21 protein-coding genes and 1 tRNA gene are annotated in these 22,024 nt (G+C 66.2%); 6 read left to right on the top strand and 16 right to left on the bottom strand.

The features are described from left to right. Together G3N97_RS23670 and G3N97_RS23675 are read left to right on the top strand one after the other, a co-directional pair. A partial coding sequence (locus G3N97_RS23670) for a DUF1439 domain-containing protein (RefSeq protein WP_241030789.1) occupies positions 1-555 on the top strand: 555 nt, incomplete at its 5' end. 92 nt (positions 556-647) lie between these two features. Then, positions 648-1,559 (top strand): undecaprenyl-diphosphate phosphatase, encoded by a 912-nt coding sequence (locus G3N97_RS23675; RefSeq protein ID WP_205995385.1) that lies wholly within the window; start codon positions 648-650, stop codon positions 1,557-1,559. 84 nt (positions 1,560-1,643) lie between these two features. Here G3N97_RS23675 and trmB read toward each other — a convergent pair whose 3' ends face one another. The 5 genes from trmB to G3N97_RS23700 form a co-directional block, all read right to left on the bottom strand. Beyond that, positions 1,644-2,507: a tRNA (guanosine(46)-N7)-methyltransferase TrmB gene (gene trmB, locus G3N97_RS23680; RefSeq protein ID WP_205995386.1), complete on the bottom strand. Its 864-nt coding sequence runs from the start codon at positions 2,505-2,507 to the stop codon at positions 1,644-1,646. Between the two features lie 326 nt (positions 2,508-2,833). Then, on the bottom strand, positions 2,834-3,040 hold the full coding sequence (locus tag G3N97_RS23685; protein WP_205995387.1) for a hypothetical protein: 207 nt from the start codon (positions 3,038-3,040) through the stop codon (positions 2,834-2,836). Between the two features lie 385 nt (positions 3,041-3,425). Beyond that, positions 3,426-3,500, bottom strand: a tRNA-Gly gene (locus G3N97_RS23690). A 78-nt stretch (positions 3,501-3,578) separates the two neighbouring features. Further along, on the bottom strand, positions 3,579-4,142 hold the full coding sequence (locus G3N97_RS23695) for a YggT family protein (RefSeq protein WP_205995388.1): 564 nt from the start codon (positions 4,140-4,142) through the stop codon (positions 3,579-3,581). Between the two features lie 79 nt (positions 4,143-4,221). Continuing rightward, the gene (locus tag G3N97_RS23700; protein WP_205995389.1) at positions 4,222-4,542 is read right to left on the bottom strand and encodes an EthD family reductase; all 321 of its coding nucleotides are present in this window, start codon (positions 4,540-4,542) and stop codon (positions 4,222-4,224) included. 559 nt (positions 4,543-5,101) lie between these two features. On the opposite strand from G3N97_RS23700, the gene G3N97_RS23705 reads away from it, so the two are divergent. Further along, positions 5,102-5,263, top strand: coding sequence for a hypothetical protein (locus G3N97_RS23705; RefSeq protein WP_173816818.1), 162 nt, complete (start codon positions 5,102-5,104; stop codon positions 5,261-5,263). 426 nt (positions 5,264-5,689) lie between these two features. Beyond that, positions 5,690-6,007: a hypothetical protein gene (locus G3N97_RS23710; RefSeq protein ID WP_205995390.1), complete on the top strand. Its 318-nt coding sequence runs from the start codon at positions 5,690-5,692 to the stop codon at positions 6,005-6,007. Positions 6,008-6,137: 130 nt separating this feature from the next. Here the strand turns inward: G3N97_RS23710 and G3N97_RS23715 are convergent, their stop codons facing one another. The 3 genes from G3N97_RS23715 to G3N97_RS23725 all read right to left on the bottom strand — a co-directional run bounded on the left by G3N97_RS23715 (position 6,138) and on the right by G3N97_RS23725 (position 10,210). Continuing rightward, positions 6,138-6,806 carry a LysE family transporter gene (locus G3N97_RS23715; RefSeq protein ID WP_205995391.1) on the bottom strand — a complete coding sequence of 223 codons (669 nt, stop codon included), beginning with the start codon at positions 6,804-6,806 and terminating at the stop codon, positions 6,138-6,140. Between the two features lie 122 nt (positions 6,807-6,928). After that, entirely contained in the window at positions 6,929-8,401 is a 1,473-nt protein-coding gene (locus G3N97_RS23720; RefSeq protein ID WP_205995392.1) for an NAD-dependent succinate-semialdehyde dehydrogenase, read from the bottom strand. Positions 8,402-8,632: 231 nt separating this feature from the next. Continuing rightward, complete coding sequence (locus G3N97_RS23725) at positions 8,633-10,210, bottom strand: UbiD family decarboxylase (RefSeq protein WP_205995393.1); 1,578 nt, start codon at positions 10,208-10,210, stop codon at positions 8,633-8,635. Positions 10,211-10,768: 558 nt separating this feature from the next. Here G3N97_RS23725 and G3N97_RS23730 point away from each other — a divergent pair. Beyond that, entirely contained in the window at positions 10,769-11,989 is a 1,221-nt protein-coding gene (locus G3N97_RS23730) for a transglycosylase SLT domain-containing protein (protein ID WP_205995394.1), read from the top strand. A 124-nt stretch (positions 11,990-12,113) separates the two neighbouring features. On the opposite strand, the gene G3N97_RS23735 is transcribed toward G3N97_RS23730, so the two are convergent. The 4 genes from G3N97_RS23735 to ribBA form a co-directional block, all read right to left on the bottom strand. Further along, positions 12,114-13,307 (bottom strand): pyridoxal phosphate-dependent aminotransferase, encoded by a 1,194-nt coding sequence (locus G3N97_RS23735; RefSeq protein WP_205995395.1) that lies wholly within the window; start codon positions 13,305-13,307, stop codon positions 12,114-12,116. A gap of 97 nt (positions 13,308-13,404) precedes the next feature. Next, positions 13,405-13,839, bottom strand: coding sequence for a transcription antitermination factor NusB (gene nusB, locus G3N97_RS23740; protein ID WP_065058139.1), 435 nt, complete (start codon positions 13,837-13,839; stop codon positions 13,405-13,407). Beyond that, entirely contained in the window at positions 13,836-14,348 is a 513-nt protein-coding gene (gene ribH / locus G3N97_RS23745; protein WP_065058140.1) for a 6,7-dimethyl-8-ribityllumazine synthase, read from the bottom strand. Before ribH ends, nusB begins: the two co-directional genes overlap by 4 nt. A 56-nt stretch (positions 14,349-14,404) precedes the next feature. Continuing rightward, positions 14,405-15,565: a bifunctional 3,4-dihydroxy-2-butanone-4-phosphate synthase/GTP cyclohydrolase II gene (gene ribBA, locus G3N97_RS23750; protein ID WP_205995396.1), complete on the bottom strand. Its 1,161-nt coding sequence runs from the start codon at positions 15,563-15,565 to the stop codon at positions 14,405-14,407. 320 nt (positions 15,566-15,885) lie between these two features. Between ribBA and G3N97_RS23755 the strand changes: the two genes are divergently transcribed. Continuing rightward, complete coding sequence (locus G3N97_RS23755) at positions 15,886-16,203, top strand: HigA family addiction module antitoxin (protein WP_205995397.1); 318 nt, start codon at positions 15,886-15,888, stop codon at positions 16,201-16,203. Positions 16,204-16,241: 38 nt separating this feature from the next. On the opposite strand, the gene G3N97_RS23760 is transcribed toward G3N97_RS23755, so the two are convergent. The 4 genes from G3N97_RS23760 to hemL form a co-directional block, all read right to left on the bottom strand. Then, on the bottom strand, positions 16,242-18,071 hold the full coding sequence (locus G3N97_RS23760; RefSeq protein ID WP_205995398.1) for an ABC transporter ATP-binding protein: 1,830 nt from the start codon (positions 18,069-18,071) through the stop codon (positions 16,242-16,244). 486 nt (positions 18,072-18,557) lie between these two features. After that, positions 18,558-19,190: a riboflavin synthase gene (locus tag G3N97_RS23765; RefSeq protein WP_205995401.1), complete on the bottom strand. Its 633-nt coding sequence runs from the start codon at positions 19,188-19,190 to the stop codon at positions 18,558-18,560. Between the two features lie 41 nt (positions 19,191-19,231). Then, positions 19,232-20,401 carry a bifunctional diaminohydroxyphosphoribosylaminopyrimidine deaminase/5-amino-6-(5-phosphoribosylamino)uracil reductase RibD gene (ribD, locus tag G3N97_RS23770; protein WP_205995399.1) on the bottom strand — a complete coding sequence of 390 codons (1,170 nt, stop codon included), beginning with the start codon at positions 20,399-20,401 and terminating at the stop codon, positions 19,232-19,234. 112 nt (positions 20,402-20,513) lie between these two features. After that, the gene (hemL, locus tag G3N97_RS23775; protein WP_065058147.1) at positions 20,514-21,809 is read right to left on the bottom strand and encodes a glutamate-1-semialdehyde 2,1-aminomutase; all 1,296 of its coding nucleotides are present in this window, start codon (positions 21,807-21,809) and stop codon (positions 20,514-20,516) included. Positions 21,810-22,024 lie beyond the last annotated feature (215 nt).

The raw sequence follows: 22,024 nt of genomic DNA on the forward strand, positions 1-22,024 counted from the left end.
GCCTTTCTGCTCGCGGCCTGCGCCGCAGCCGGCGCGGCGATGTCGCTCGGCGCCTGCGCGACCGGCACCTTTCCGTTCATCCCCGATCACTACACCTTCTCGCGCGAGCAGGTGCAGGAAGCGGTGCAGCGCAAGTTCCCGTATCACCGTTCGGTGCAGCAGCTGTTCGAGGTGGCGCTCACGAATCCGGTCGTGACCTTGCTGCCGGACCGCAACCGCGTCGCTATCCGCGTCGACGCGCATCTGGCCAGCCCGTTGATGCAGCAGCCGGTGGACGGCGCGTTCACGCTGTCGAGCGAACTGGTCTATGACGCCGCGAGCCGCTCGGTGCTGCTGCGCGCGCCGTCGGTGGACAGCGTCGACATGCAGGGCAACGCCGCCGGCTACGCGCAGCAGGTGAACGCGGTGGCCGCGCTGGCGGCGACGCAGTTGCTGACCAACTATCCGGTCTACACCTTCAAGCCGGATCAACTTCAGTTTGCCGGTGTGAACTACGAACCCGGTACAATCACCATCCTTACAAACGGCATACGCGTGCAGATCGTCGAGAAATAAGCGACGAAACGCCCGCCGCACAGCCGTCGGCGGGCGCGCTTCGACCATTCGACTGGCGTCCCGTCCGGCGCACTCAATGGCGAGGAGAACGGATGGACTGGCTGATAACCTGCAAGACCCTGATTCTGGGCATCGTCGAGGGACTCACGGAGTTCCTGCCGGTGTCGAGCACCGGCCACCTGATCGTGGTGGGCAGCGTGCTCGGCTTCGACGGCGAGTTCGAAAAGACCTTCGACGTGGTGATCCAGTTCGGCGCCATCCTCGCCGTGTGCTGGGAATTCCGCCGCAAGATCGGCAGCGTCGTCGTCGGTCTGCCTTCGCGGCCGGACGCGCGCCGCTTCGCGCTCAACGTGATCGTGGCGACGATTCCGGCCGTCGTGCTTGGCCTGATGTTCGAGAAGGCGATCAAGTCGATGCTGTTCTCGCCCGTGCCGGTGGCGTTCGCGCTGGTCGCGGGCGGCGTGATCATTCTCTGGGTGGAAGGGCGGCGGCGCGCGGCGGCGGCTTCGGGCGGCCGTTTGAGCGTCGCTGCAGCGGACGGCGCGAGCGCGGCGACGACCGGTGCAACAACGGCCAGCACCGCGCCGCCCGCGCGCGTGAACTCCCTCGACGAAATCACCGTGCTCGACGCGTTCAAGGTCGGCTGCGCGCAATGCTTCGCGCTGATTCCCGGCATGTCGCGCTCGGGCTCGACCATCATCGGCGCGATGCTGTTCGGTCTGGAACGGCGCGTCGCCACCGAGTTCTCGTTCTTTCTCGCGATTCCGGTGATTTTCGGCGCGACGCTCTACGAGCTGCACAAGACCTGGCAGACCTTGTCGGTCGATTGGCTCGGCCTCTTCGGCGTGGGTTTTCTGGCCGCGTTCGTGAGCGCGTTCGCGTGCGTGCGCTGGCTGCTGCGCTATGTCGCCTCGCACGATTTCACGGCCTTCGCGTGGTATCGCATCGCGTTCGGTCTCGTGATCCTGCTGATCGGCTATGGCGGCGGTCTCGACTGGAATTGAGCGCGGCGCACTCGCCATGAAAAACGGGCACCCTCGGGTGCCCGTTTTTCATTTGCGCGAGAAAAATCGCGCGTGTCCGGCGGATCAGGCCGCGCGGCGCTTGAACACCAGATCCCACACGCCGTGGCCGAGACGCAGCCCGCGACGCTCGAACTTCGTCACCGGACGATAGTCGGGGCGCGGCGCGTAATCGGCAGCCGTGTTTTCGAGTTCGGGCTCGGCGCTGAGCACTTCGAGCATCTGCTCGGCGTAGTTCTGCCAGTCGGTCGCGCAATGCAGATACGCGCCGGGCTTCATGCGCGAGATGAGCAACTGCACGAACTTCGGCTGGATCAGGCGGCGCTTGTGATGGCGCGCCTTGTGCCACGGATCGGGGAAGAAGATGTGCACGCCGTCGAGGCTGTCGGGCGCGATCATCTGTTCGAGCACTTCCACGGCGTCGTGCTGGATGATGCGGATGTTCGTCAGTTCCTGCTCGCCGATCAGCTTGAGCAGTGCGCCCACGCCCGGTTCGTGGACTTCGACGCCGAGGAAGTCGTCGCCGGAACGCAGCGCGGCGATTTCCGCCGTGCTCGCGCCCATGCCGAAGCCGATTTCCAGCACGCGCGGCGCGTGGCGGCCAAAGGTGGCGTCCCAGTCGGCGGGGGCGGGCGTGTACGGCACGACGTAGCGCGGACCGAGTTCGTCGAGCGCGCGGCGCTGGCCCGTCGAGACGCGGCCGGCGCGCGTGACGAAGCTGCGGATGCGGCGGCGGTGCAGGGCTTCGCCACCTTCTTCGCCGCTTTCTTCGGCACCTTCGTCGCCGTCTTCATCGGCTGCGATGGCGGGCGCGTCTTCATGGGCGTCGTCGGGCGTGGCCGTTTGCTGCGGCAGCTTCGTGGCGGATTCGTCCGCTTCGGCGGGCGGCGTGCAGCCGGGGCGGGCTGCGTCGTTGGATTCGTGGTTCATCTTCGAGGACGGGCAGGTGAGGGCAGCGGGTGTCGCGGCGCTCGATGCCGCGATCGGTCGCATCGCGCGGCGAATGTCGCGGCGCGCAGGTCGACCGTGGCGGCGGGTAACAGGCGATGTTCTAGCGTCGATGTTCGAGCGGCGCGCTTCGTTCGCGCACGTCGTTCACGCGGTTCGTTCATTCTGCGCCGGACGCGCGGCGCGCGTGCGCTCGCTGGACCGGACGTCGGGCGGCGGGGCGTCTTGCGGCGCCCGGTGCGAAGCCGCCGCGCATTATAGCAGCGCGGCTTCGGCCTTCCGCGGCTCGGGATGGCGGTCGCGCGTGCTCAGTCCGAGGCCACGGTGACGTGCATCGACGACGCCTTGAGTTCGAATTCGCTGACGCGGCCGGCGCGCACGTCGAATAGCAGACGCGCGAGGTCGCCGGCCAGCGCCTGCTGCCGCTCGATTTCGGCGGGCAGGCGGTCTTCGTGGTGAGCCAGCGCGGCCGTGCGCGCCTGGACGATCAGCGCAATGGCGCTGCGGCGGGACATGAAAAATCGTTGCATTGTTGCTGGCCTGCGCGCGTCGCGCAGGGTAAATCGCGGATCCATCGCAGGGTGGACAAGGCGTGATGCTAGCGCATCGGGCGGCGAGGCCGCAGTTAAGTCCGCAAGTCAGGTCCGCGGCTTGATCGGTGCAGAAAGCCCGAAATCGAGGCTGCGCAACCGTTTGCGCGGACAAAAACGAAGCAGAGCCCGCATGCGCCGAGGGCGATATGCGCCGCGCATGTTAGCGCCGGGAACGTCTTTGGGGGATGGTCAGGCTGACCGGGCGGTTTGCCCGTGGACTGTGCGTTGTGCTTTGAGTTGCGCTCTGAATCGCGCATTCAGTCGAAGCGCAGGAACAAGCGGAAACAACAGAAAACATCGGAAAACGTGGAGCGGGCGATGGGAATCGAACCCACGTCTCCAGCTTGGGAAGCTGGGGTAATAACCATTATACGACACCCGCAGAGCGCGCTATTTTACGCGGAATCCGCCCCGGAGCGCAATTGCGCCCCGCTGGCGGATGCCGCGAGGGCGGCGCGGATCAAATCCCGAACATCGTGAGCGAGACGGCCGCGCGCGTGACCACCATCAGCAGCACCTGCACGATCACGAACAGCAGGATCGGCGAAAGGTCGAGTCCGCCGAAGTTCGGCAGGATGCGGCGCAGCGGATTCAGGAACGGCGCCGTGACCTGCAGCAGCACGGGCATGGCCGGCGAACGCGGATTGAGCCACGACAGCAGCGCCATCAGGATCGTCACCCAGATCACCAGGTTGAGCGCCCATTTGACGAGCGTGAGCACCGCGACGATCAGCAGCGTGGGCAGCAGGCCGAGCGGATCGATGCCCGCGAGCCAGACCATCAGCAGCACGAAAACGATCGCGGCGATCAGCGCCGCGACAATGCTGGCCCAGTCGATGCCGCGCACGCCCGGAATCACGCGGCGCAGCGGCATGACGAGCCAGTTGGTCGCTTGCTGGATCGCGTGCGTCACCGGGTTGTACGGCGGCACACGGACGAATTGCAGCCACGCGCGCATCAGCAGCGCGGCGCCGAACAACGTAAAGATCGTATTGAGCAAAAAGCGGGCGATATCGCCGAACATCGGAGGTGTTTCCTTCTTTTGAGGATTGACTAAGGGCGGCGCAAGCGGGTGGTCGCTGAGCGTGTGGCCGCCGCGCGAATCAGACCGAAACCTTGATTTCGCTGATCAGAATCGTGCCATTTCCGCCGTCGAAGTAGTTGGGAATATCGTCGACGAGCGTCTTGTTGTGCTGCTTGAACACCTCGTAAAAGGCGTCCAGCGTTTCGAACAGGAAGTGACCGATCGCGACATACGGCGGCGGCGTGCCCGGCGGCCCCGCGTTGATGCCGATATCGATCGACCAGCCTTTGCACGCGTCCCCGAAAAGGCGTGCCGCGAGCGGCATGTGATGCGTGGCGTAGTACTCGCTGTCGAAGCGCCCGCCCTCGCGGGACGGGTAGAGGATGCTGACTTTGATCATTGTGCGTTCTCGTCGATGAATCCCGAAGCGCGCGCGTGGCGGATGGCACCTGCGCGCCGTTGCCACATTACCACGGCTGACGGATTGTCAGTATGCGGGCGCGGAGGCCGTGCGAACCCGCTCCCTACGTTCTGCGAGCACGATCCCGACGACGTTCGGCGTAAACGGCTACAGTGGGCTGACGGTAACGCGCCACGCAATGTTCGCTTTCGTACGAAGCAATCCGCCAAGGGCGGTTAAAACTGGCGCATCGACGCAGCCTGATTGGCGTGACAGGCCGCAAGGCGGCAGGGCGCGACGGCACCGTATGAGAAAGATTCGAATTGGACTCGAACGTGGCATGCAAACTGCTGTCAGGGCAGGCGTGCACGGCGCGATGCAGCACGGGGTGAACGCGACGAACAGATCCCCGGCGATATGTGCAACGACTGCGGCTATCTCGCAACACTGCGGTCACGGTTCGCAAACCTGTGCACACTATCTTCAATGACTCCGGTTTAGCTGTAGCTGTCGTGCAATTTGGCTGTGTCCTGGCGGTTGTCCGATTCGGGAGTTAACCATGAGCATCTTCTCTTACAGAAAGCATCTGCGATTTCTCACGCCTTATCAGCGTCGTCGCTGGTGGGATCAGAAGAAGCGTCTCACGCCCCGCGTACAGATCAGCGGCGCCTATGTTCCGCCGAATGTCTCACGCGAATTCACCTACGTGAAAGTCGGATAGGGCGGCTGCGACGCGCAGCGTGCTGGCTGCGTCTACCTTTGATTGATGGCGATGCCCGGTCTTCGGACCGGGCATCGTCGTTTTGGGCGGCTTTGATGCGCTCTGGTGCGGTTGGACCGCCGTTAGCGGCGTCAGTCAATTTGTAATCAAACATTACCGGGCAGCGCGGCGCACGCCGGCCGATTCAGGTAAGTCTGACCGGACGGCAGCGCCCGAAGGCGTGCAAGCCCCGATGCCGCGCGCCAGGGGGCTTTCTTAGGACGAAATACGCGTTCATACCTTGATCGCGCGCCAGGACCTCCGTATCCGCAATTGCAATTTGCAACAAATGGCTACCTTTGACGCGATACGTTTTCGATACAGTTCTTCTGTGGGCAGTGCCCGTCATGTGGAGCGACGCTCTCGTCGCCCGCCAGGAGAAGAGAAGTGAAAAAGACCGTATCGTTTATCGTTGCCGCTGCGCTGGGTGTGGGGTTCGTCAGTGCTGCCCAGGCGCACGTTTCGGTGGGCATCGGGATCGGGATTCCTGTTGCGCCGGCTTATCCGGTGTACGCCGCGCCGGTCTATGCTCCGCCGCCCCCGCCTGTCGTCTACGCGCCGCCGCCGGTGGTCTATGCACCGCCGCCCGCCGTGGTGGTCGGGGCCTATCCTGGATATGGCTACTATGGCCGTCCGTACTGGCATCACGGCGGCGGTTACTACCGCGGCTATCACGGCTACCACGGTGGCTGGTATCGACACTAAATCGGCCAACTGAAGCGGCCATCAGCACGCTTTCAGGTCGTTACTGACCCGACAACGGCGCAACGCCGGCTCACGCCGCGTTGCGCCGTTTGCATTGGTGACGCCCGATTGCGTCGGCGCGTAGTTGCTTCTATGACGCGTGCGGCACGATCAGATCGCGATAGCCGTGCACGATCACGCTGTAGGAGAAATACGCGAACAGCAGCGCCGACAGTACGTGACACGCGCGCAGCAAGCCCGTGCCGGCGCGCTTGCGCCCGTGGCTCGCAAGGCCGCAGAGGAACAGCGTCCAGCCGAGGCCGCCGAGAAAAAAGCCCGACAGAAACACGGCCGCCGATGCGCCGCTCGTTGCGCCCGACTTGGCGATCAGCGCGCCGCCCACGGCCGCGAACCACAGAATCGCGCTCGGCGACGACACGGCGAGCAGCACGCCGCGTGCGAAGCTGCGCCACGGATCGGGCCGCGGCGTGGCGCTGTCGGCTTCGCCTTCGACGGGCGGTGCGGCAGCCGGATTGAGCGCTTCGCGCGCCATCTTCCACGTGAGCATCAGCAGGATGGCCGCGCCGCCGATCCAGACGACCCAGCGCACCGATTCGAATTGCAACAGCGCCGCCATGCCCGCGAGCGCGAGCGCGGCGTAAATCAGGTCGCCGAAACACGAGCCGAGCCCGAGCCAGAAGCCCGGCCGGAAACCGTGCGAAAGCGTGAGCGAGATGATCGCGACGTTGACGAGACCGATGTCGAGACAGAGCGACAGCGAGAGGAAAAAGCCGTCGGAAAGCAGGGAAAAGTGAGGCATAAAACCGTTGTTGTTGTCGTTCGACCGCACGTGATGCGCGGTGTACTGCGCGCCCGGCGCATCGTGGACGCCGGGCGGATCGTAGCGAGATTACGTACTCATCGTGTGCTGAAAGCGCGTGCTCAAACGCCCATGCACAGATACTTCAGCTCGACGTATTCGTCGATGCCGTACTTCGAGCCTTCGCGCCCGAGTCCCGATTGCTTCACGCCGCCGAACGGCGCGACTTCGTTCGAGATCAGCCCCGTGTTGATGCCGACCATGCCGTACTCGAGCGCTTCGGCCACGCGCCAGACGCGGCCGAGATCGCGGCTGTAGAAGTACGAGGCGAGGCCGAACTCGGTGTCGTTGGCGAGCGCGATGACTTCGGCTTCTTCGCTGAAGCGGAACACGGCGGCGACCGGGCCGAAGGTTTCCTCGCGCGCGATCAGCATGTCGCGCGTGACGTCGGCGAGTACGGTCGGCTCGACGTAGCGGCCCTCCGTGACCTTGCCGCCGGCGACGAGTTTCGCGCCTTTCGCGGTGGCGTCGTCGATATGCTGCGCGACCTTGGCCACGGCGTCGTCGTCGATCAACGGGCCCTGGCTCACGCCCGCTTCGAAGCCGTTGCCTACCTTGATCTTGCGCGAGGCGTCCGCGAGCTTGTCGACGAACGCGTCGTAGACCTTGTCGTGCACGTAGAAGCGGTTGGTGCAGACACAGGTCTGGCCCGCGTTGCGATATTTCGAGATCACGGCGCCCTGAACGGCGGCGTCCAGATCGGCGTCGTCGAACACGATGAAGGGCGCGTGGCCCCCGAGTTCGAGCGCGATTTTCTTCACCGTCGGCGCGCATTGCTGCATGAGAATGCGGCCGACCGGCGTCGATCCCGTGAACGAGAGATGACGCACGATATCGCTTTCGCAGAGCGCCTTGCCGACTTCGATCGAGTTCGCCGAGTCGGCCGTGATCACGTTGAATACGCCCTTCGGCACGCCCGCGCGCTGCGCGAGTTCGGCGAGTGCGAGCGCGCACAGCGGCGTCTGCTCGGCCGGTTTCACGACGATCGTGCAGCCCGCCGCGATCGCGGGCGCGACCTTGCGGGTGATCATCGCGATCGGGAAATTCCAGGGCGTGATCGACGCGCAGACACCGATCGGCTGCTTGAGCACGACGAGCTTGCGGTCGCTCGCGGGACTCGCGAGCACGTCGCCGTTCACGCGCTTCGCTTCTTCGGCGAACCATTCGAGAAACGAAGCGCCGTACAACACTTCGCCGCGCGCTTCGGCGAGCGGCTTGCCTTGCTCGGCGGTCATGATGGCGGCGAGGTCGTCGGCGTGTTCGATGACGAGGTCGTACCAGCGGCGCAGCACGGCCGCGCGCTCCTTGCCGGTCTTCGCGCGCCACGCGGGCAGCGCGGCGTTCGCGGCGTTGATCGCGCGGCGCGCTTCATCGGCGCCGAAGTCGGGCACGCGCGCGATTTCGCCGTTGTCGGCGGGATCGAGCACGGCGAACGTCGCGCCGCCGCCGCTCCATTCGCCGTCGATCCACGCACGCGTCTTGAAGAGTGCGGGATCCTTCAGCTGGGTCAGGCGTTCGGATGCGGACTGGCTCATCTTCATGTCTCCTCGGGTCGAAGTCGCCGCGGCCGGGTGGGGCGGCGGCGCGTCACGCGCGGCGTCGGTCGGCGTCGCGTTTCAAGGTCGGCGCGCGGGCGATGCGTTGCGCGCGCACTCTATATATAGATGCATGCCGCGTGCGCGGCACACGTCACGCAAGTCGCGGTGCGGATCGAGCGCGTCATGCGGCGATTCACACGTTGCCGTGCGTGAATCGCCGGCGGTTTTTCACGCGCCGCCGAGCCCCAGCTCTTCGTAAAGACGATCGACGCGCGTCTTCACGTCCTGCGTCATTTCAATTGCGCGGCCCCACTCGCGGTTCGTTTCGCCAGGCCATTTATTGGTGGCGTCGAGGCCCATTTTCGAGCCGAGCCCCGCGATCGGCGACGCGAAATCGAGATAGTCGATCGGCGTGTTTTCGACGAGCACCGTATCGCGCGCCGGATCGATGCGCGTGGTGATCGCCCAGATCACTTCCTTCCAGTCGCGAATATCCACGTCATCGTCGACGACCACGATGAACTTCGTATACATGAACTGCCGCAGGAAGCTCCACACGCCGAACATCACGCGCTTCGCGTGCCCCGGATAGCTCTTCTTCATCTGCACGATCGCCATGCGATAGCTGCAGCCCTCGGGCGGCAGATAGAAGTCGGTGATCTCGGGAAACTGCTTCTGCAGCAGCGGCACGAACACTTCGTTGAGCGCGACGCCGAGCACGGCGGGTTCGTCGGGCGGCTTGCCTGTATACGTGGAGTGATAGATCGCGTCGCGGCGCATGGTGATGCGCTCGACCGTGAAAACGGGAAACCATTCCTGCTCGTTGTAGTAACCCGTGTGGTCGCCGTAGGGACCTTCGAGCGCGTGCTCGTAAGCGGCGCTCGCACCCTTCGAAGGACGCGGCGGCGCGCCAGCGGGCGCGGGCGCCGGTGCGCCGTCCTGCGGATAGATGAAACCTTCGAGCACGATCTCCGCGCGCGCGGGCACCTGCAGCGACTCGACGCCGGGCGTCAGGCACTTCGCGAGTTCGGTGCGGCCGCCGCGCAGCAGACCGGCGAACTGGTATTCGGAGAGCGTGTCGGGCACCGGCGTGACCGCGCCGAGGATCGTCGCCGGATCGGCGCCGAGCACCACGGCCACCGGATACGGTTTGCCAGGATTGCGTAACGCGAATTCGCGGAAGTCGAGCGCGCCGCCGCGATGCGCGAGCCAGCGCATGATCAGCTTGTTGCGGCCGATGAGCTGCTGGCGGTAGATGCCCAGGTTCTGGCGCGTCTTGTTCGGACCGCGCGTGACCGTCAGGCCCCACGTGATGAGCGGACCGGCGTCGCCGGGCCAGCAGGTCTGGATCGGCAGCTTCGCGAGATCGACGTCGTTGCCTTCCCAGACGATTTCCTGGCAGGGCGGCGCGCTCACGGTTTTCGGCGCCATGTCCCAGACGGCCTTGGCGAGCGTGAGCAGTTTGCCCGCGTCTTTCAGGCCGCGCGGCGGCTCGGGTTCCTTGAGCGCGGAGAGCAGGCGGCCCACGTCGCGCAGCGACTCCAGCGCGGCGCCGTCACCGGCGCTCTCGGGCGCGTCGATGCCCATGCCGAGCGCGACGCGGCGCGGCGTGCCGAAAAGATTGCCCAAAACGGGGAACGCATGGGTCGCGCGGCTCTCGAATAACAGGGCGGGGCCGCCCGCGCGCAGGACGCGGTCGCACAGCTCGGTCATTTCCAGCACCGGAGAGACGGCCTGCGGTACGCGGCGCAGTTCGCCGAGCGTCTCCAGGCGACCGACGAAGTCGCGCAAGTCTTTGTATTTCATCAGGATAGGGTCGGAGCCGCAGCGCGCGGCGAGTGCAGGGGCAAAACGATTGTCGATTTTACCTGTGTTAGCTGACGCACGCTGTCAGCCGATCGGCCAACTGGCTGGAGAAGCGCATGGCGCGCGGTTCTTGACGAATTGAACGGTGTTCATTATTACAATTAGTTATAACTTTGACATTCTATAGTGTTGACGGTCTATAAATCCCTGCTAGAATCCGTCCACACTGGTTGCAGGGCTTGCAATTTTTAACCACCGTCCCGGTCCTTCAGACGCAACGCGTCGCCGTCTAGCCGACTCCCTGCACGGCTTCCCACGGTCTAGATTGGTTGTCCTCGCTGGCGCGCCTTCGCGCCGGCTGTTCGCGTGAGAGCTCCCATGCGCGCCCAAGGCGTGCCCGCTGTACTGGAGGAGCTCCACCAACGGCGTACTTTGTTGCCGTTTTTCCCGACGTCGCTGCCGCACCAGCCAGGGCGCGCGCCGTCTTGATCCTGCGATTGGCCATCGGCCTCGCGCCGACTTCGGTCGCCGGATCATGCAACATGGGGAGATCTGTAGATGAATACCTGGTTATCGTGGTGGCGCGCCGACGAGCGTCTCGCTCTTGGCCTGCGTGCGCTGCTGCGGCGTGGCACGCGTCTTAGCCATCACCTGTTTAGCATTGTGGGCGGTTGCGCCGTCCTGCTCGCGCTCGCCATCTGGCTGCTGCCCACGTGGCGCGGCACGCTGGCCGCGCGCATGATGCCCTTCGTCACCGCTGCCGTGCAGGCCGGTCCCGCACGTCTGCTGCAGGGCAATCCGCTGCCGTCGTTCACGCCTTCCGGCGTCCCCGCCAACGAAGATGGCGAGGCCGCCGACGGCGCGAACCTGCCGACCGCGCTCGTGCCCGATAACGGCGCAAACAGCGCGGCGCTCGCGAGCGTCTCGCCCGCCGGTTCGAACGGCGCGGTCGCGCACGTGGCCAGCAGCGTCTCGAACGGCGGCATGGCCACACTCGACGCGGTCACGCTCAACGGCCTCGATCCGCGCTCGCTGCCGAGCGTAGGCTCGCTGGCGCGCATGATTCCGTCGCAGCGCATCACGCCCGACGCACGCGACGACCGCGTGCTGGTTTCGGCGCGCGAACAGGCGCTCGTCGCGACCTATATCTCGCGTCGCTATCGCGTGGCGCAGGAGCCGGTCGGCGAACTCGTCAAGGCGGCGTTCGACACGGGGCGCGAAGTGGGTCTCGATCCGCTGCTGCTGCTCGCGGTCATGGCCATCGAGTCGGGCTTCAATCCTTACGCCGAAAGCGGCGTGGGCGCGCAGGGCCTGATGCAGGTCATGTCGAAAGTGCACTCGGACAAGTTCCAGTACTTCGGCGGCCAGAGCGCGGCGCTCGATCCGCTCGCGAACATCAAGGTCGGTGCGCTGGTGCTGAAGGACTGCATCGCGCGCGGCGGTTCGCTGCCGGGCGGTCTGCGTCTGTACGTCGGTTCGACCTCGCAGGACGACGGCGGCTACGGCGCCAAGGTCATGGCCGAACGTCTGCGTCTGCGCGACGTGGCCCGTGGCCGCAACGTGCCGATCAATGCGCCGCAGGCGCCCGTCACCACCACGGCCAGCTCGCCTGCGCCGCAAAAGGTGGCGAGCATCAACGGCGACAAGCGTCTGCACGTGACGCTCGACGGCGCGCACGCCATGGTCGAAAAGACCTCGGTGAAGGGCACGTCCGACCAGGACGACGCCAGCGCCAGCACGGCGGCCCAGAAGCACGCTCAGCCTGAACTCGGCGCTTAAGCCGACTCACTGGGCGGCTTCACCAAGCTCCAGCCAGCAAGAGAAAGACCGGACAAAACGAAAAAGGCACCCTCGGGTGCCTTTTTCCTTTTCTGCTCACATCTTTTGCCTGTGATTGCGCGGATCAGCGCCCGAAGAACGTGTGCAGTCGCTCGATTGCTTCCTCGAGCCGCTCGTACGCCGTGGCATAAGAGAGACGGACATATTGACGCGGGGCGGCCACGCCGAAGTCCATGCCCGGCACCATCACCGTTCCCGCGTCGTGCAGCATCGCGCGCGTGAGCGCGTCGCTGTCGCCGGCGGCCGCGTGGTTCACGTTCGTGCAGTCGGCGTAGACGTAGAACGCGCCGTCCGGCATCACGGGCACCGTGAAACCGAGCGATTCCAGCGCAGGCGCGATGAAGTCGCGGCGGCGCTTGAACTCCAGCCGGCGCGCTTCGTAGATGGACAGCGTGTCGGGCTCGAAACAGGCGAGCGCCGCGTGCTGGGCGAGCGTCGAGGCGCAGATGAACAGGTTCTGCGCAAGTTTCTCGAACGCGCCGACCAGCGTCGGCGGCACGACGAGCCAGCCCAGACGCCAGCCGGTCATGTTGAAGTACTTCGAAAAGCTGTTGACCGTGACCACGTCGTCGCCGAACGAGAGGGCGGAGACGGGCGGCGCATCGTAACTCAGTCCCTGATAGATCTCGTCGACGATCGTGAAGCCGCCGCGTGCGCGCACCGTTTTCACGATGCGTTCGAGTTCGGCGGGTTCGATCGAGGTGCCGGTCGGATTCGACGGCGAAGCGAGCAACACGCCGCGCGTGCGCGCAGTCCACAGACGCTCGACGTCGGCGGCCGTCAGCTGGAAGCGCGCGTCGGGGCCGCTTGGCACGAGCACGGGCTTGCCTTCCGCGGCTGCCACGAAATGGCGGTTGCACGGATAGCTCGGGTCGGGCATCAGCACTTCGTCGTCGCGGTCGACGAGCGCCGTGCAGGCGAGCAGCAACGCCGCCGACGCGCCCGCCGTCACGACGATCCGTGCCGGATCGACGCTCAGACCATACGCGTGCTGATAATGCGCGGCGATCGATTCGCGCAGCGCGTGCAGACCGAGCGCGCTGGTGTACTGCGTGACGCCGCGGCGCAGCGCCGCAGCAGCGGCTTCGACGACAGGCTCGGGCGCCGTGAAATCCGGCTCGCCGATACCCATGTGGATGATGTCGCGTCCGGCGCGTTCGAGCTGGGCAGCTTCCTTCGCCAGTTCCATGACGTAGAACGGCTGGATCTCGTCGACGCGCGCGGCAAGCCGCAGCAGCGGTTCGGCAACGGTGTTCATGCGGGTGATTCCAGTACTTGCAGACAGCGCGACGGTCGGCGGGCGGCGCAGCCGGAAACTCCGGCCGCGCGCGCCGCGCCTCGCCGCGTGACGACTTTTACGACTTGCGGGCCGACTGGATTTCGGTGGCGCGCAGCTGCGCCGCCACCTTGTCCAGCACGCCGTTCACGTACTTGTAGCCGTCCGAGCCGCCAAACGTCTTGGTGAGCTCGACCGCTTCGTTGATGACGACGCGATAGGGGATGTCGACGTGATGCTTGAACTCGTAGGTCGCCACGAGCAGCACCGCGCGTTCGACCGGCGAAAGCTGCTCGATCGGACGGTCCAGACACGGCGCGACGAAGGCGGAGAGTTCCTCCGACTCGCGAATCACGCCGTGCAGGATGGCGTCCAGATGTTCATGGTCAGCCTTGTCGTAGCCCTGCGAACCGCGCAATTGCGCGTCGATCTCGCCGGAGGGCACCCCCGACAGCAGCCACTGATACAACCCCTGCGTGGCCAGTTCGCGGGAGCGGCGGCGCGCGCTCTTCATTGCTGTTCCTCTTCGTCTTCCTCGTCCTCGTCGTCGTCGCCGCCGTCGAGTTGTTCCAGCGCCACCGTCAGGTTCGCCATTTCCACTGCGACGCGCGCGGCGTCACGACCCTTTTCGGTCATGCGCGCGACGGCCTGCTCGTCGTTTTCCGTCGTGAGGACGGCGTTCGCGACCGGCACGCCGAAGTCCAGCGCGATGCGCGAGATGCCCGAGCCGCTTTCGTTCGAAACGAGTTCGAAGTGGTAGGTTTCGCCGCGCACGACCGCGCCGAGCGCGATCAGGGCGTCGAACTGGCCGCTTTCCGCGAGCTTTTGCAGCGCGAGCGGGATTTCCAGCGCGCCCGGCACGGTGACGAGCAGCACGTCTTCGCCCGTGACGCCGAGGCGTTCGAGTTCTTCGATGCAGGCGTCGGCGAGGCCGTTGCAGACGGGTTCATTGAAGCGCGACTGGACGATGCCGATGCGCAGTCCGTCGCCGTCCAGGTTCGGTTGGTATTGTCCGATTTCCATGTGGTATCCGTAGGTTCGATTGAGCGTGGTGACGCGTGAAGGGATGCGAGCCGCGCTTATGGCGCGGCGCGGTCGGCCGTTTCCGGCGGGCAGGGCGCTTCCGTGCTGCTGCCCGGCATGGGCACGAAGCCGGTGACTTCGAGACCGTAGCCCGACATGCTGCCGAGGCGGCGCGGCTTCGAAAGCACCTGCATGCGTCCCACGCCGAGTTCGCGCAGGATCTGCGCGCCGATGCCGTAGGTCTTGAAGTCCACCGGCCGGCGTGCGAGCGCCTCCGCGCGCTCTTTCTGGTCGAACGCCTTGAAGACCTCGACCAGATGTTCCTTGCTCTCGCCGCAGTTGAGCATGACGATCACGCCGAGATCGCGCTCGGCGATCTCGCGCATGGCGGCGTCGAGCGTCCACGAATGCGTGGATGAGCCCGTTTCCAGCAGATCGAGCATCGACAGCGGCTCGTGCACGCGCACCGGCGTGTCGATGTCCGGCTTCGGCGTGCCGCGCACCAGCGCGATGTGCGGCGTGCCCGTGGGCTGGTCGACGTACATGATCGCGCGGAACGCGCCGTGGGCCGTCTGCATGGTGCGCTCGGCCACGCGCTCGACGATCGATTCCGTGCGGCTGCGATAGTGGATCAGGTCGGCGATGGTGCCGATCTTGATGCCGTGCTCCTGCGCGAACTCCATGAGGTCGGGCAGGCGCGCCATCGTGCCGTCGTCGTTGATCACTTCGCAGATGACCGAGGCGGGCGTGAGACCCGCGAGCGCCGTGAAGTCGCAGCCCGCTTCCGTGTGGCCGGCGCGCACGAGCACGCCGCCCGGCTGGGCCATGATCGGGAACACGTGGCCCGGCTGCACGATGTGCTCGGCCTTCGCGTCGTGCGCGACAGCCGCGTGGATCGTGCGCGCGCGGTCGGCCGCCGAGATGCCCGTGGTGACGCCTTCCGCCGCCTCGATGCTCACCGTGAACGCCGTGCCGTATTGCGTGCCGTTGCGTTGGGTCATCAGCGGCAGGTTCAGCAGCTTGCAGCGTTCCTGCGTGAGCGTGAGGCAAATCAGCCCACGGCCGTACTTCGCCATGAAGTTGATGGCTTCCGGCGTGACGAATTCCGCTGCGATGACGAGGTCGCCCTCGTTCTCCCGGTCTTCTTCGTCGACGAGGATCACCATCTTGCCGGCTTTGAGCTCGGCAATGATTTCAAGGGTGGAAGAGAGCGTCATGTTGGGAATCTGGCTGGAAAGCGCACATTTTACGCCACGCGGGCGGGCGCGTCGCCCTGAACGGGGGCGAGGCGACGGGTTTTGGGGCGCCGGGCGGTGCGGGCGGCCCTGCACGGGCGCTGCCGGCGCCCGGCTCCGTCTGGATCAAGCGCGCGCAGGCATTGGCCGAACGGCTAGCTGGTCGGAGCGTGGCGCCGTCGCGACAATAGTAACGTTTTACGTTATTAACGCGAGACGTTACTATCGCGCATCTGTTTCGATTTCGCGCAGGGCGAAGCGTCGCAGGTCCGCATCGTCGACTATCACTGAGGAAGATCAACATGGCACGTGACGTCCCGCTCGCCACGCCCGGCGAGATTCTCAACGAGGACTGGCTCAAGCCGCTCGGCGTGAGCCAGTACGCGCTGGCCAAGGCCATCGGCGTGCCGCCGCGGCGCATCAACGAGATCGTGCTCGGCAAGCGCGCGATCACGGCGGACACGGCCGTGCGGCTCGCGGTCTATTTCGGCACCGACGCGCGCAGCTGGATGGAGCTGCAGGCGCACTACGACACCGAGTGCGCGCGCGAGGCGCTCGCCGACATCCTCGCGAACATCCAGCCGCACGCGCGCGCCGCCGCCGGCGCCGCGGCGCCGTGACCCCGTGACACACACGGCGCGCTCCGTCGAGCAAACGCTTAACGCAACAACACGTCGTCGGCGAGACCCTTCGTGAGCTCCAGCGCCTGGCGTTCGAACAGCCGGCGATACAGACCGTTTTCGCGCCGCACGAGCGCATCGTGCGTGCCTTCCTCCACAATGCGCCCGCGCTCCAGCACCAGCAGCCGGTCGAGCGCGCGCACGGTCGACAGGCGGTGCGCCACCACCACGGTCGTGCGGCCGACCATCAGCCGCTCCATGGCCTGCTGGATCAGCAGCTCGCTTTCGCTGTCGAGGCTCGACGTGGCTTCGTCGAAGATCAGGATCGGCGCATTCGCGAGGAACGCGCGCGCGATCGCCACGCGCTGACGCTCGCCGCCCGACAGCTTCACGCCGCGCTCGCCGACCAGCGTGTCATAGCCGTTCGGCAGCGCCATGATGAAATCGTGCGCGCTCGCCTGCTGCGCGGCGTGGACGATCTCGGCGTGCGTCGCGCCCGGCCGCGCGTAGGCGATGTTCTCCGCGAGCGAGCGGTGGAACAACACCGGCTCCTGCTGCACGATGGCGATCTGCGAACGCAGCGAGGCTTGCTGCACGCGCGCGATGTCCTGATCGTCGATCGTGATGCGGCCTTCCGAGACATCATAGAGCCGCTGGATCAGCTTGATCAGCGTCGTTTTACCGGAGCCAGAATGGCCGACGAGGCCCACGCGCTCGCCCGGCGCGATGCGCAGCGTCAGGTTCGAATAGAGCGCGGCGTTCTGCGCGCCGTAGCGGAACGTCATGTTCTCGAAGCGGATGTCGCCGCGGTCGATCACGATCGGCGGTGCGCCGGGCGCGTCCTCGATGCCGAGCGGCTCCGTATCGAGCATCACGAGTTCTTCCATGTCGTTGACCGAACGCTGAAGATTGCGCACGTGCATGCCGACGTCGCGCAAATAGCCTTTCAGCAGGAAGAACAGCGTGAGCGCGAACGTGATGTCGCCGACGCTCGCGAGTCCGCGCGCCCAGAGCAGCAGCGCCGCGCCCAGAATGGCCGCCTGCATCGCCACCAGCAGCGCACCCTGCACGCCGCCGTTGAAGGTGCCGCGTCGCCACGTGCGGCGCGTGCGGCTATTCCACTTGGCGATCACGCGCGCGAGCCGCGACTCTTCGCGCGTCTCCGCACCGAAGGCCTTGACGACGGCGTTGCAGGAGATCGCATCCGCAAGCGCGCCGCCCATCTTCGTGTCCCACTGGTTCGCGAGCCGTGCGGACGGCGCGACGTAGAACAGCGAGAGCGACACGGTGATCGCCAGATAGATCGCCGAGCCGAGGCCGACCACGAGGCCCATCACGTGCCACTGGAGCGCGAGCAGGGCGGTCGAGCCGACCAGCATCACGAGCGACGGAAACAGCGCGACGAGCAGCGTGTCGTTGAGCAGATCGAGCGCCCACATGCCGCGCGTGATCTTGCGCACGGTCGAGCCCGCGAAGCTGTTCGCGTGCCAGTCGGTCGAGAAGCGCTGCACGCGATGGAAGGCGTGCGTGGCGACGCCGCTCATCATCTTCAGCGTGAGCACGATGATGTTCTGGAACGCGGCCTGGCGCATCAGCGTGCCGCCGAGCCCGAGCGCGGTGAGCGCCCAGAACGCGAAGACGGCTCCGTGCCACGCGGCGCCGTTGCTGCCCGCGGCGTCGTGCGCGAGCGCGTCGACGAGCTGGCCGGCGTAATGCGGCGTGAACACGTCGGCGAGTGCGCCGAGCAGCGCGGTCAGCGCGACGGCGCTCACGCGCAGCGGCTGGAGCATCCAGTGCCGGAACGTAAAGCCGAGCACATGGCGGAACGTCTGTCCGCCGGTCACTTTTTGATTGTCTTGGTCAGCCATGGGACGGCGCTTCGTGCCAGGTGGCGCGAAGACTTCATCGAGAATGCAAAAAAGGGCGGCGCAAAGCAGCCAGCGCGAAGAGCAGCGGATGACGCGGAGAAAAACGTCTCGCGCGCCGGCTTGAAAGCCGGACGCAAACAGGCTGAATCGCGGAAATAACGGCGCGGCGAAATCGGGCCGCGCGAATTGCGCCGGACTACGGCAGTGCGGGAAGCAGGAGGTGCGCGCGTGGCGCCATCACCCGAACTCGCGACATCACGGCAGTGGTCTCAATCGTTGCCATCTTTGCCTCCTTGTTCGAAGTCGGGTGAGAAAACCGCAGCGCGCCGGACGGTGCGTGCGAGTAAGGTATGAAGTTTATCAGCGCTACTGAATTTCTGCTGGCCCATTTGCGTGGGCGCTTTCGTCGTGGCATTCACGACACATTCGCGCGCCATCGTGGTGCGCGAATGTGTCTGAATCGTGTCTGAATCGAGCCGATCAACTTCAGACCGAAGGCTTGGCCGACACGCCCGCCGACAGCATGCGCTCGACATAGCGCGCAATCAGATCGATCTCCAGATTCACCTTCGTGCCTGCCGCGAGATGCTTGAGCGTGGTGACTTCCACCGTGTGCGGAATCAGGTTGATCGAGAACTCGCAGCCGTCCGCGCGATCGTCGACCGAATTCACGGTCAGGCTCACGCCGTTCACGGTGACCGAGCCCTTGTACGCGAGGTAGCGGCCGATCTCGACGGGCGCCAGAATGCGCAGCTCGTGCGACTCGCCCACGGGCGCGAAGCGCGTGACCGTGCCGAGGCCGTCCACGTGGCCCGAGACGATATGGCCGCCGAGCCGGTCGTGCGCGCGCAGCGCCTTTTCCAGATTCACTTCGCCCTTATCGGCGAGACCGACGGTGCGGTTCAGGCTTTCGCGCGACACGTCGACGTCGAACGTGGTCGCCGATTTGTCGATGACGGTCATGCAGGCGCCCTGGATGGCGATGCTGTCGCCGAGCTGCACGTCGTCGAGGCCGAGGCCGCCTGCGTCGACGCTCAGGCGCACGCCCGCGTCGGCTTCGCCGCCGAGCGGCTTGATCGATTCGATACGGCCCACGGCCGCGACGATTCCGGTAAACATCTGGCTGTCCTCTAGCTGTTCGTTCAGGGTGTTCGGGAGAATCATGATGCGTCGCCTTCTTGTGCGTCCTGCGTGTCTGGTTCGTCGTGCTCGTCGTGGGCTTCGGGCTGCACGACGCGCGCGAGTACGCGCAGGTCGTCGCCGACGCGCTCGACGCTATGGAACGCGAGACGCGTGCGCGCATCGAGCGAGGCGGGCGCGGCCAGATCGGCCATGCCGAGCGACTGCGTGCCGAGCAGCGAGGGCGCGAGATAGACGAGTAGTTCGTCGACGCAACCTTCGCGCAGCAGCGATCCGTTGAGCTTGTAGCCCGCTTCCACGTGCAGCTCGTTGACGCCGCGCGCCGCGAGTTCCGTGAGCATCGCGGGCAGATCGACCTTGCCGTGCTCGTTGCCGAGCGCGACGATTTCCGCGCCGCGCGCGCGCAGCGCTTCGGCGCGTTCCTCGGTGGCGGCGTCGAGCTTCGAGCAGAACACGAGCGTGGGCGCGCCCACGAAGATCTGCGAGAGCGGCGAGGCGTCGAGGCGGCTGTCGATCAGCACGCGTTTGGGTTGACGCGGCGTGTCGATCGCGCGCACGGTCATGCGCGGATCGTCTTCCTTCACGGTGCCGATGCCCGTGAGAATGGCCGAGGCGCGCGCGCGCCAGGCGTGACCGTCGGCGCGCGCGGCTTCGCCCGTGATCCACTGGCTTTCGCCGGAAGGCAGACCGGTCCGGCCGTCGAGCGTCGCGGCCACTTTCATGCGCACCCACGGACGCTTGCGCGTCATGCGCGAGACGAAGCCGATGTTCAGCTCGCGCGCTTCCTTCGCGAGCAGGCCGCAGCGCACGTCGATGCCCGCGTCGCGCAGGATCGAGAGGCCGCGCCCGGACACGAGCGGATTCGGGTCTTCCATCGCCGCGATCACGCGCGCGACTTTCGCTTCGATCAGCGCGTTCGCGCACGGCGGCGTGCGGCCGAAATGACTGCACGGTTCGAGCGTCACGTAGGCGGTCGCGCCACGCAGATCGTGGCCGCGCGTGCGGGCGTCCTTCATCGCCTGGATTTCGGCGTGATCGAAACCGGCGGGCTGCGTGAATCCTTCGCCGATCACCGCGCCGTCCTTGACCAGCACGCAGCCGACGCGCGGGTTCGGATCGGTGGTGTAAAGGCCGCGCGTCGCGAGGGCGAGCGCGCGTTCCATGTGGACGAAATCGGCTTGCGAGAACATCGTCGTGCTTTCTCCGCGGCGGCGGTCGGTTGGACGGGCGGGGCGTGCGCCCCGCCTTCGGCTGGGTGGTCGCTCAGTGCGTCGGCTTGTGCGTCAGCTCAGTGCGCGGACCTTACTTCGCTGCGGCTTCGGCGGCGAAGGCGCGGCGCGCGGCGGCGATCGTTTCGTCGAGAATCGCGTCGTCGTGCACGCTCGACACGAAGCCCGCTTCGTACGCCGACGGCGCGAAGTACACGCCCGCGTCCAGCATCTGATGGAAGAAGCGGTTGAAGCGCGCGACGTCGCTCTTCGTGACTTCGGCGAAGCTGCCGGGCACCTTTTCGGCGAAATAGAGGCCGAACATGGCGCCCACCGAATCGGCGACGAACGGCACGTTCGCTTCGCGCGCGGCCTGCGTGAGACCTTGTGCGAGACGCGCGGTCTTCGCGCTCAGGTCTTCGTAGAAGCCGGGCGCCTGGATCAGTTGCAGCGTCTTCAGGCCCGCCGCGACGGCGATCGGGTTGCCCGAGAGCGTGCCCGCCTGGTAGACGGTGCCGTTGGGCGCGAGGTGATCCATGATTTCGCGACGACCGCCGAACGCCGCCGCCGGCATGCCGCCGCCGATGACCTTGCCCAGACAGACGAGGTCGGCTTCCACGCCGTAGAGCGCCTGCGCGCCGCGCAGACCGACGCGGAAACCGCACATCACTTCGTCGAAAATCAGCACGCTGCCGTGCTTCGCCGTCAGGGCGCGCAGCGTGTGGATGAACTCCGGCGTGGCCTTCACGAGATTCATGTTGCCCGCGACCGGCTCGATGATCACGGCGGCGATTTCGTCGCCGAACGCCTTGAACGCTTCTTCGAGCGCGGCGACGTTGTTGTATTCGAGCACGGTGGTGTGCTTCGCGGTATCGACCGGCACGCCCGCCGACGTGGGGTTGCCGAACGTCAGCAGGCCCGAGCCGGCTTTCACGAGCAGGCTGTCGGCGTGGCCGTGGTAGCAGCCTTCGAACTTGACGATGCGGTCGCGCTTCGTGAAGCCGCGCGCGAGACGCAGCGCGCTCATGGTCGCTTCCGTGCCGCTCGACACCATGCGCACCTGTTCCATCGACGGCACGATCTTGCAGATTTCCTCGGCGATCTCGATCTCGGCTTCGGTCGGCGCGCCGAACGAGAAGCCGTTGGCGAGCACGCGCTGGACGGCTTCGAGCACTTCCGGATGCACGTGGCCGACGATCATCGGACCCCACGAACCGATGTAGTCGATGTAGCGCTTGCCTTCGGCGTCCCAGAAGTACGCGCCTTGCGCGCGCTCGACGAAGCGCGGCGTGCCGCCGACCGAGCGGAATGCGCGCACGGGCGAGTTCACGCCGCCCGGAATGGTGCGCTGGGCGCGTTCGAAGAGAGCCTGGTTCGTGGTGTTGGACATGGGTGCTGGACCTGCGAGAGTGGTAGAGCGCGGATCGCGCGGCCGGGTGGTCTCGCGCGTCGTCGACGGACCCCGGCGGCGTCGCGGGCGTGGCATGCGTCACGCGCGGTGCGGGCGAGGGGCGGTTCTCCCGAAATTGTACCGGAGTCGCGCCGAACGGGCCGGGGGCCGGAACCGCTGCCGGGGCGGTGCGGGCGCGTCTGCGCGGGGCCCGG

The organism is Paraburkholderia sp. Ac-20347 (assembly GCF_017104805.1).
Taxonomy (GTDB): Bacteria; Pseudomonadota; Gammaproteobacteria; order Burkholderiales; family Burkholderiaceae; genus Paraburkholderia; species Paraburkholderia tropica.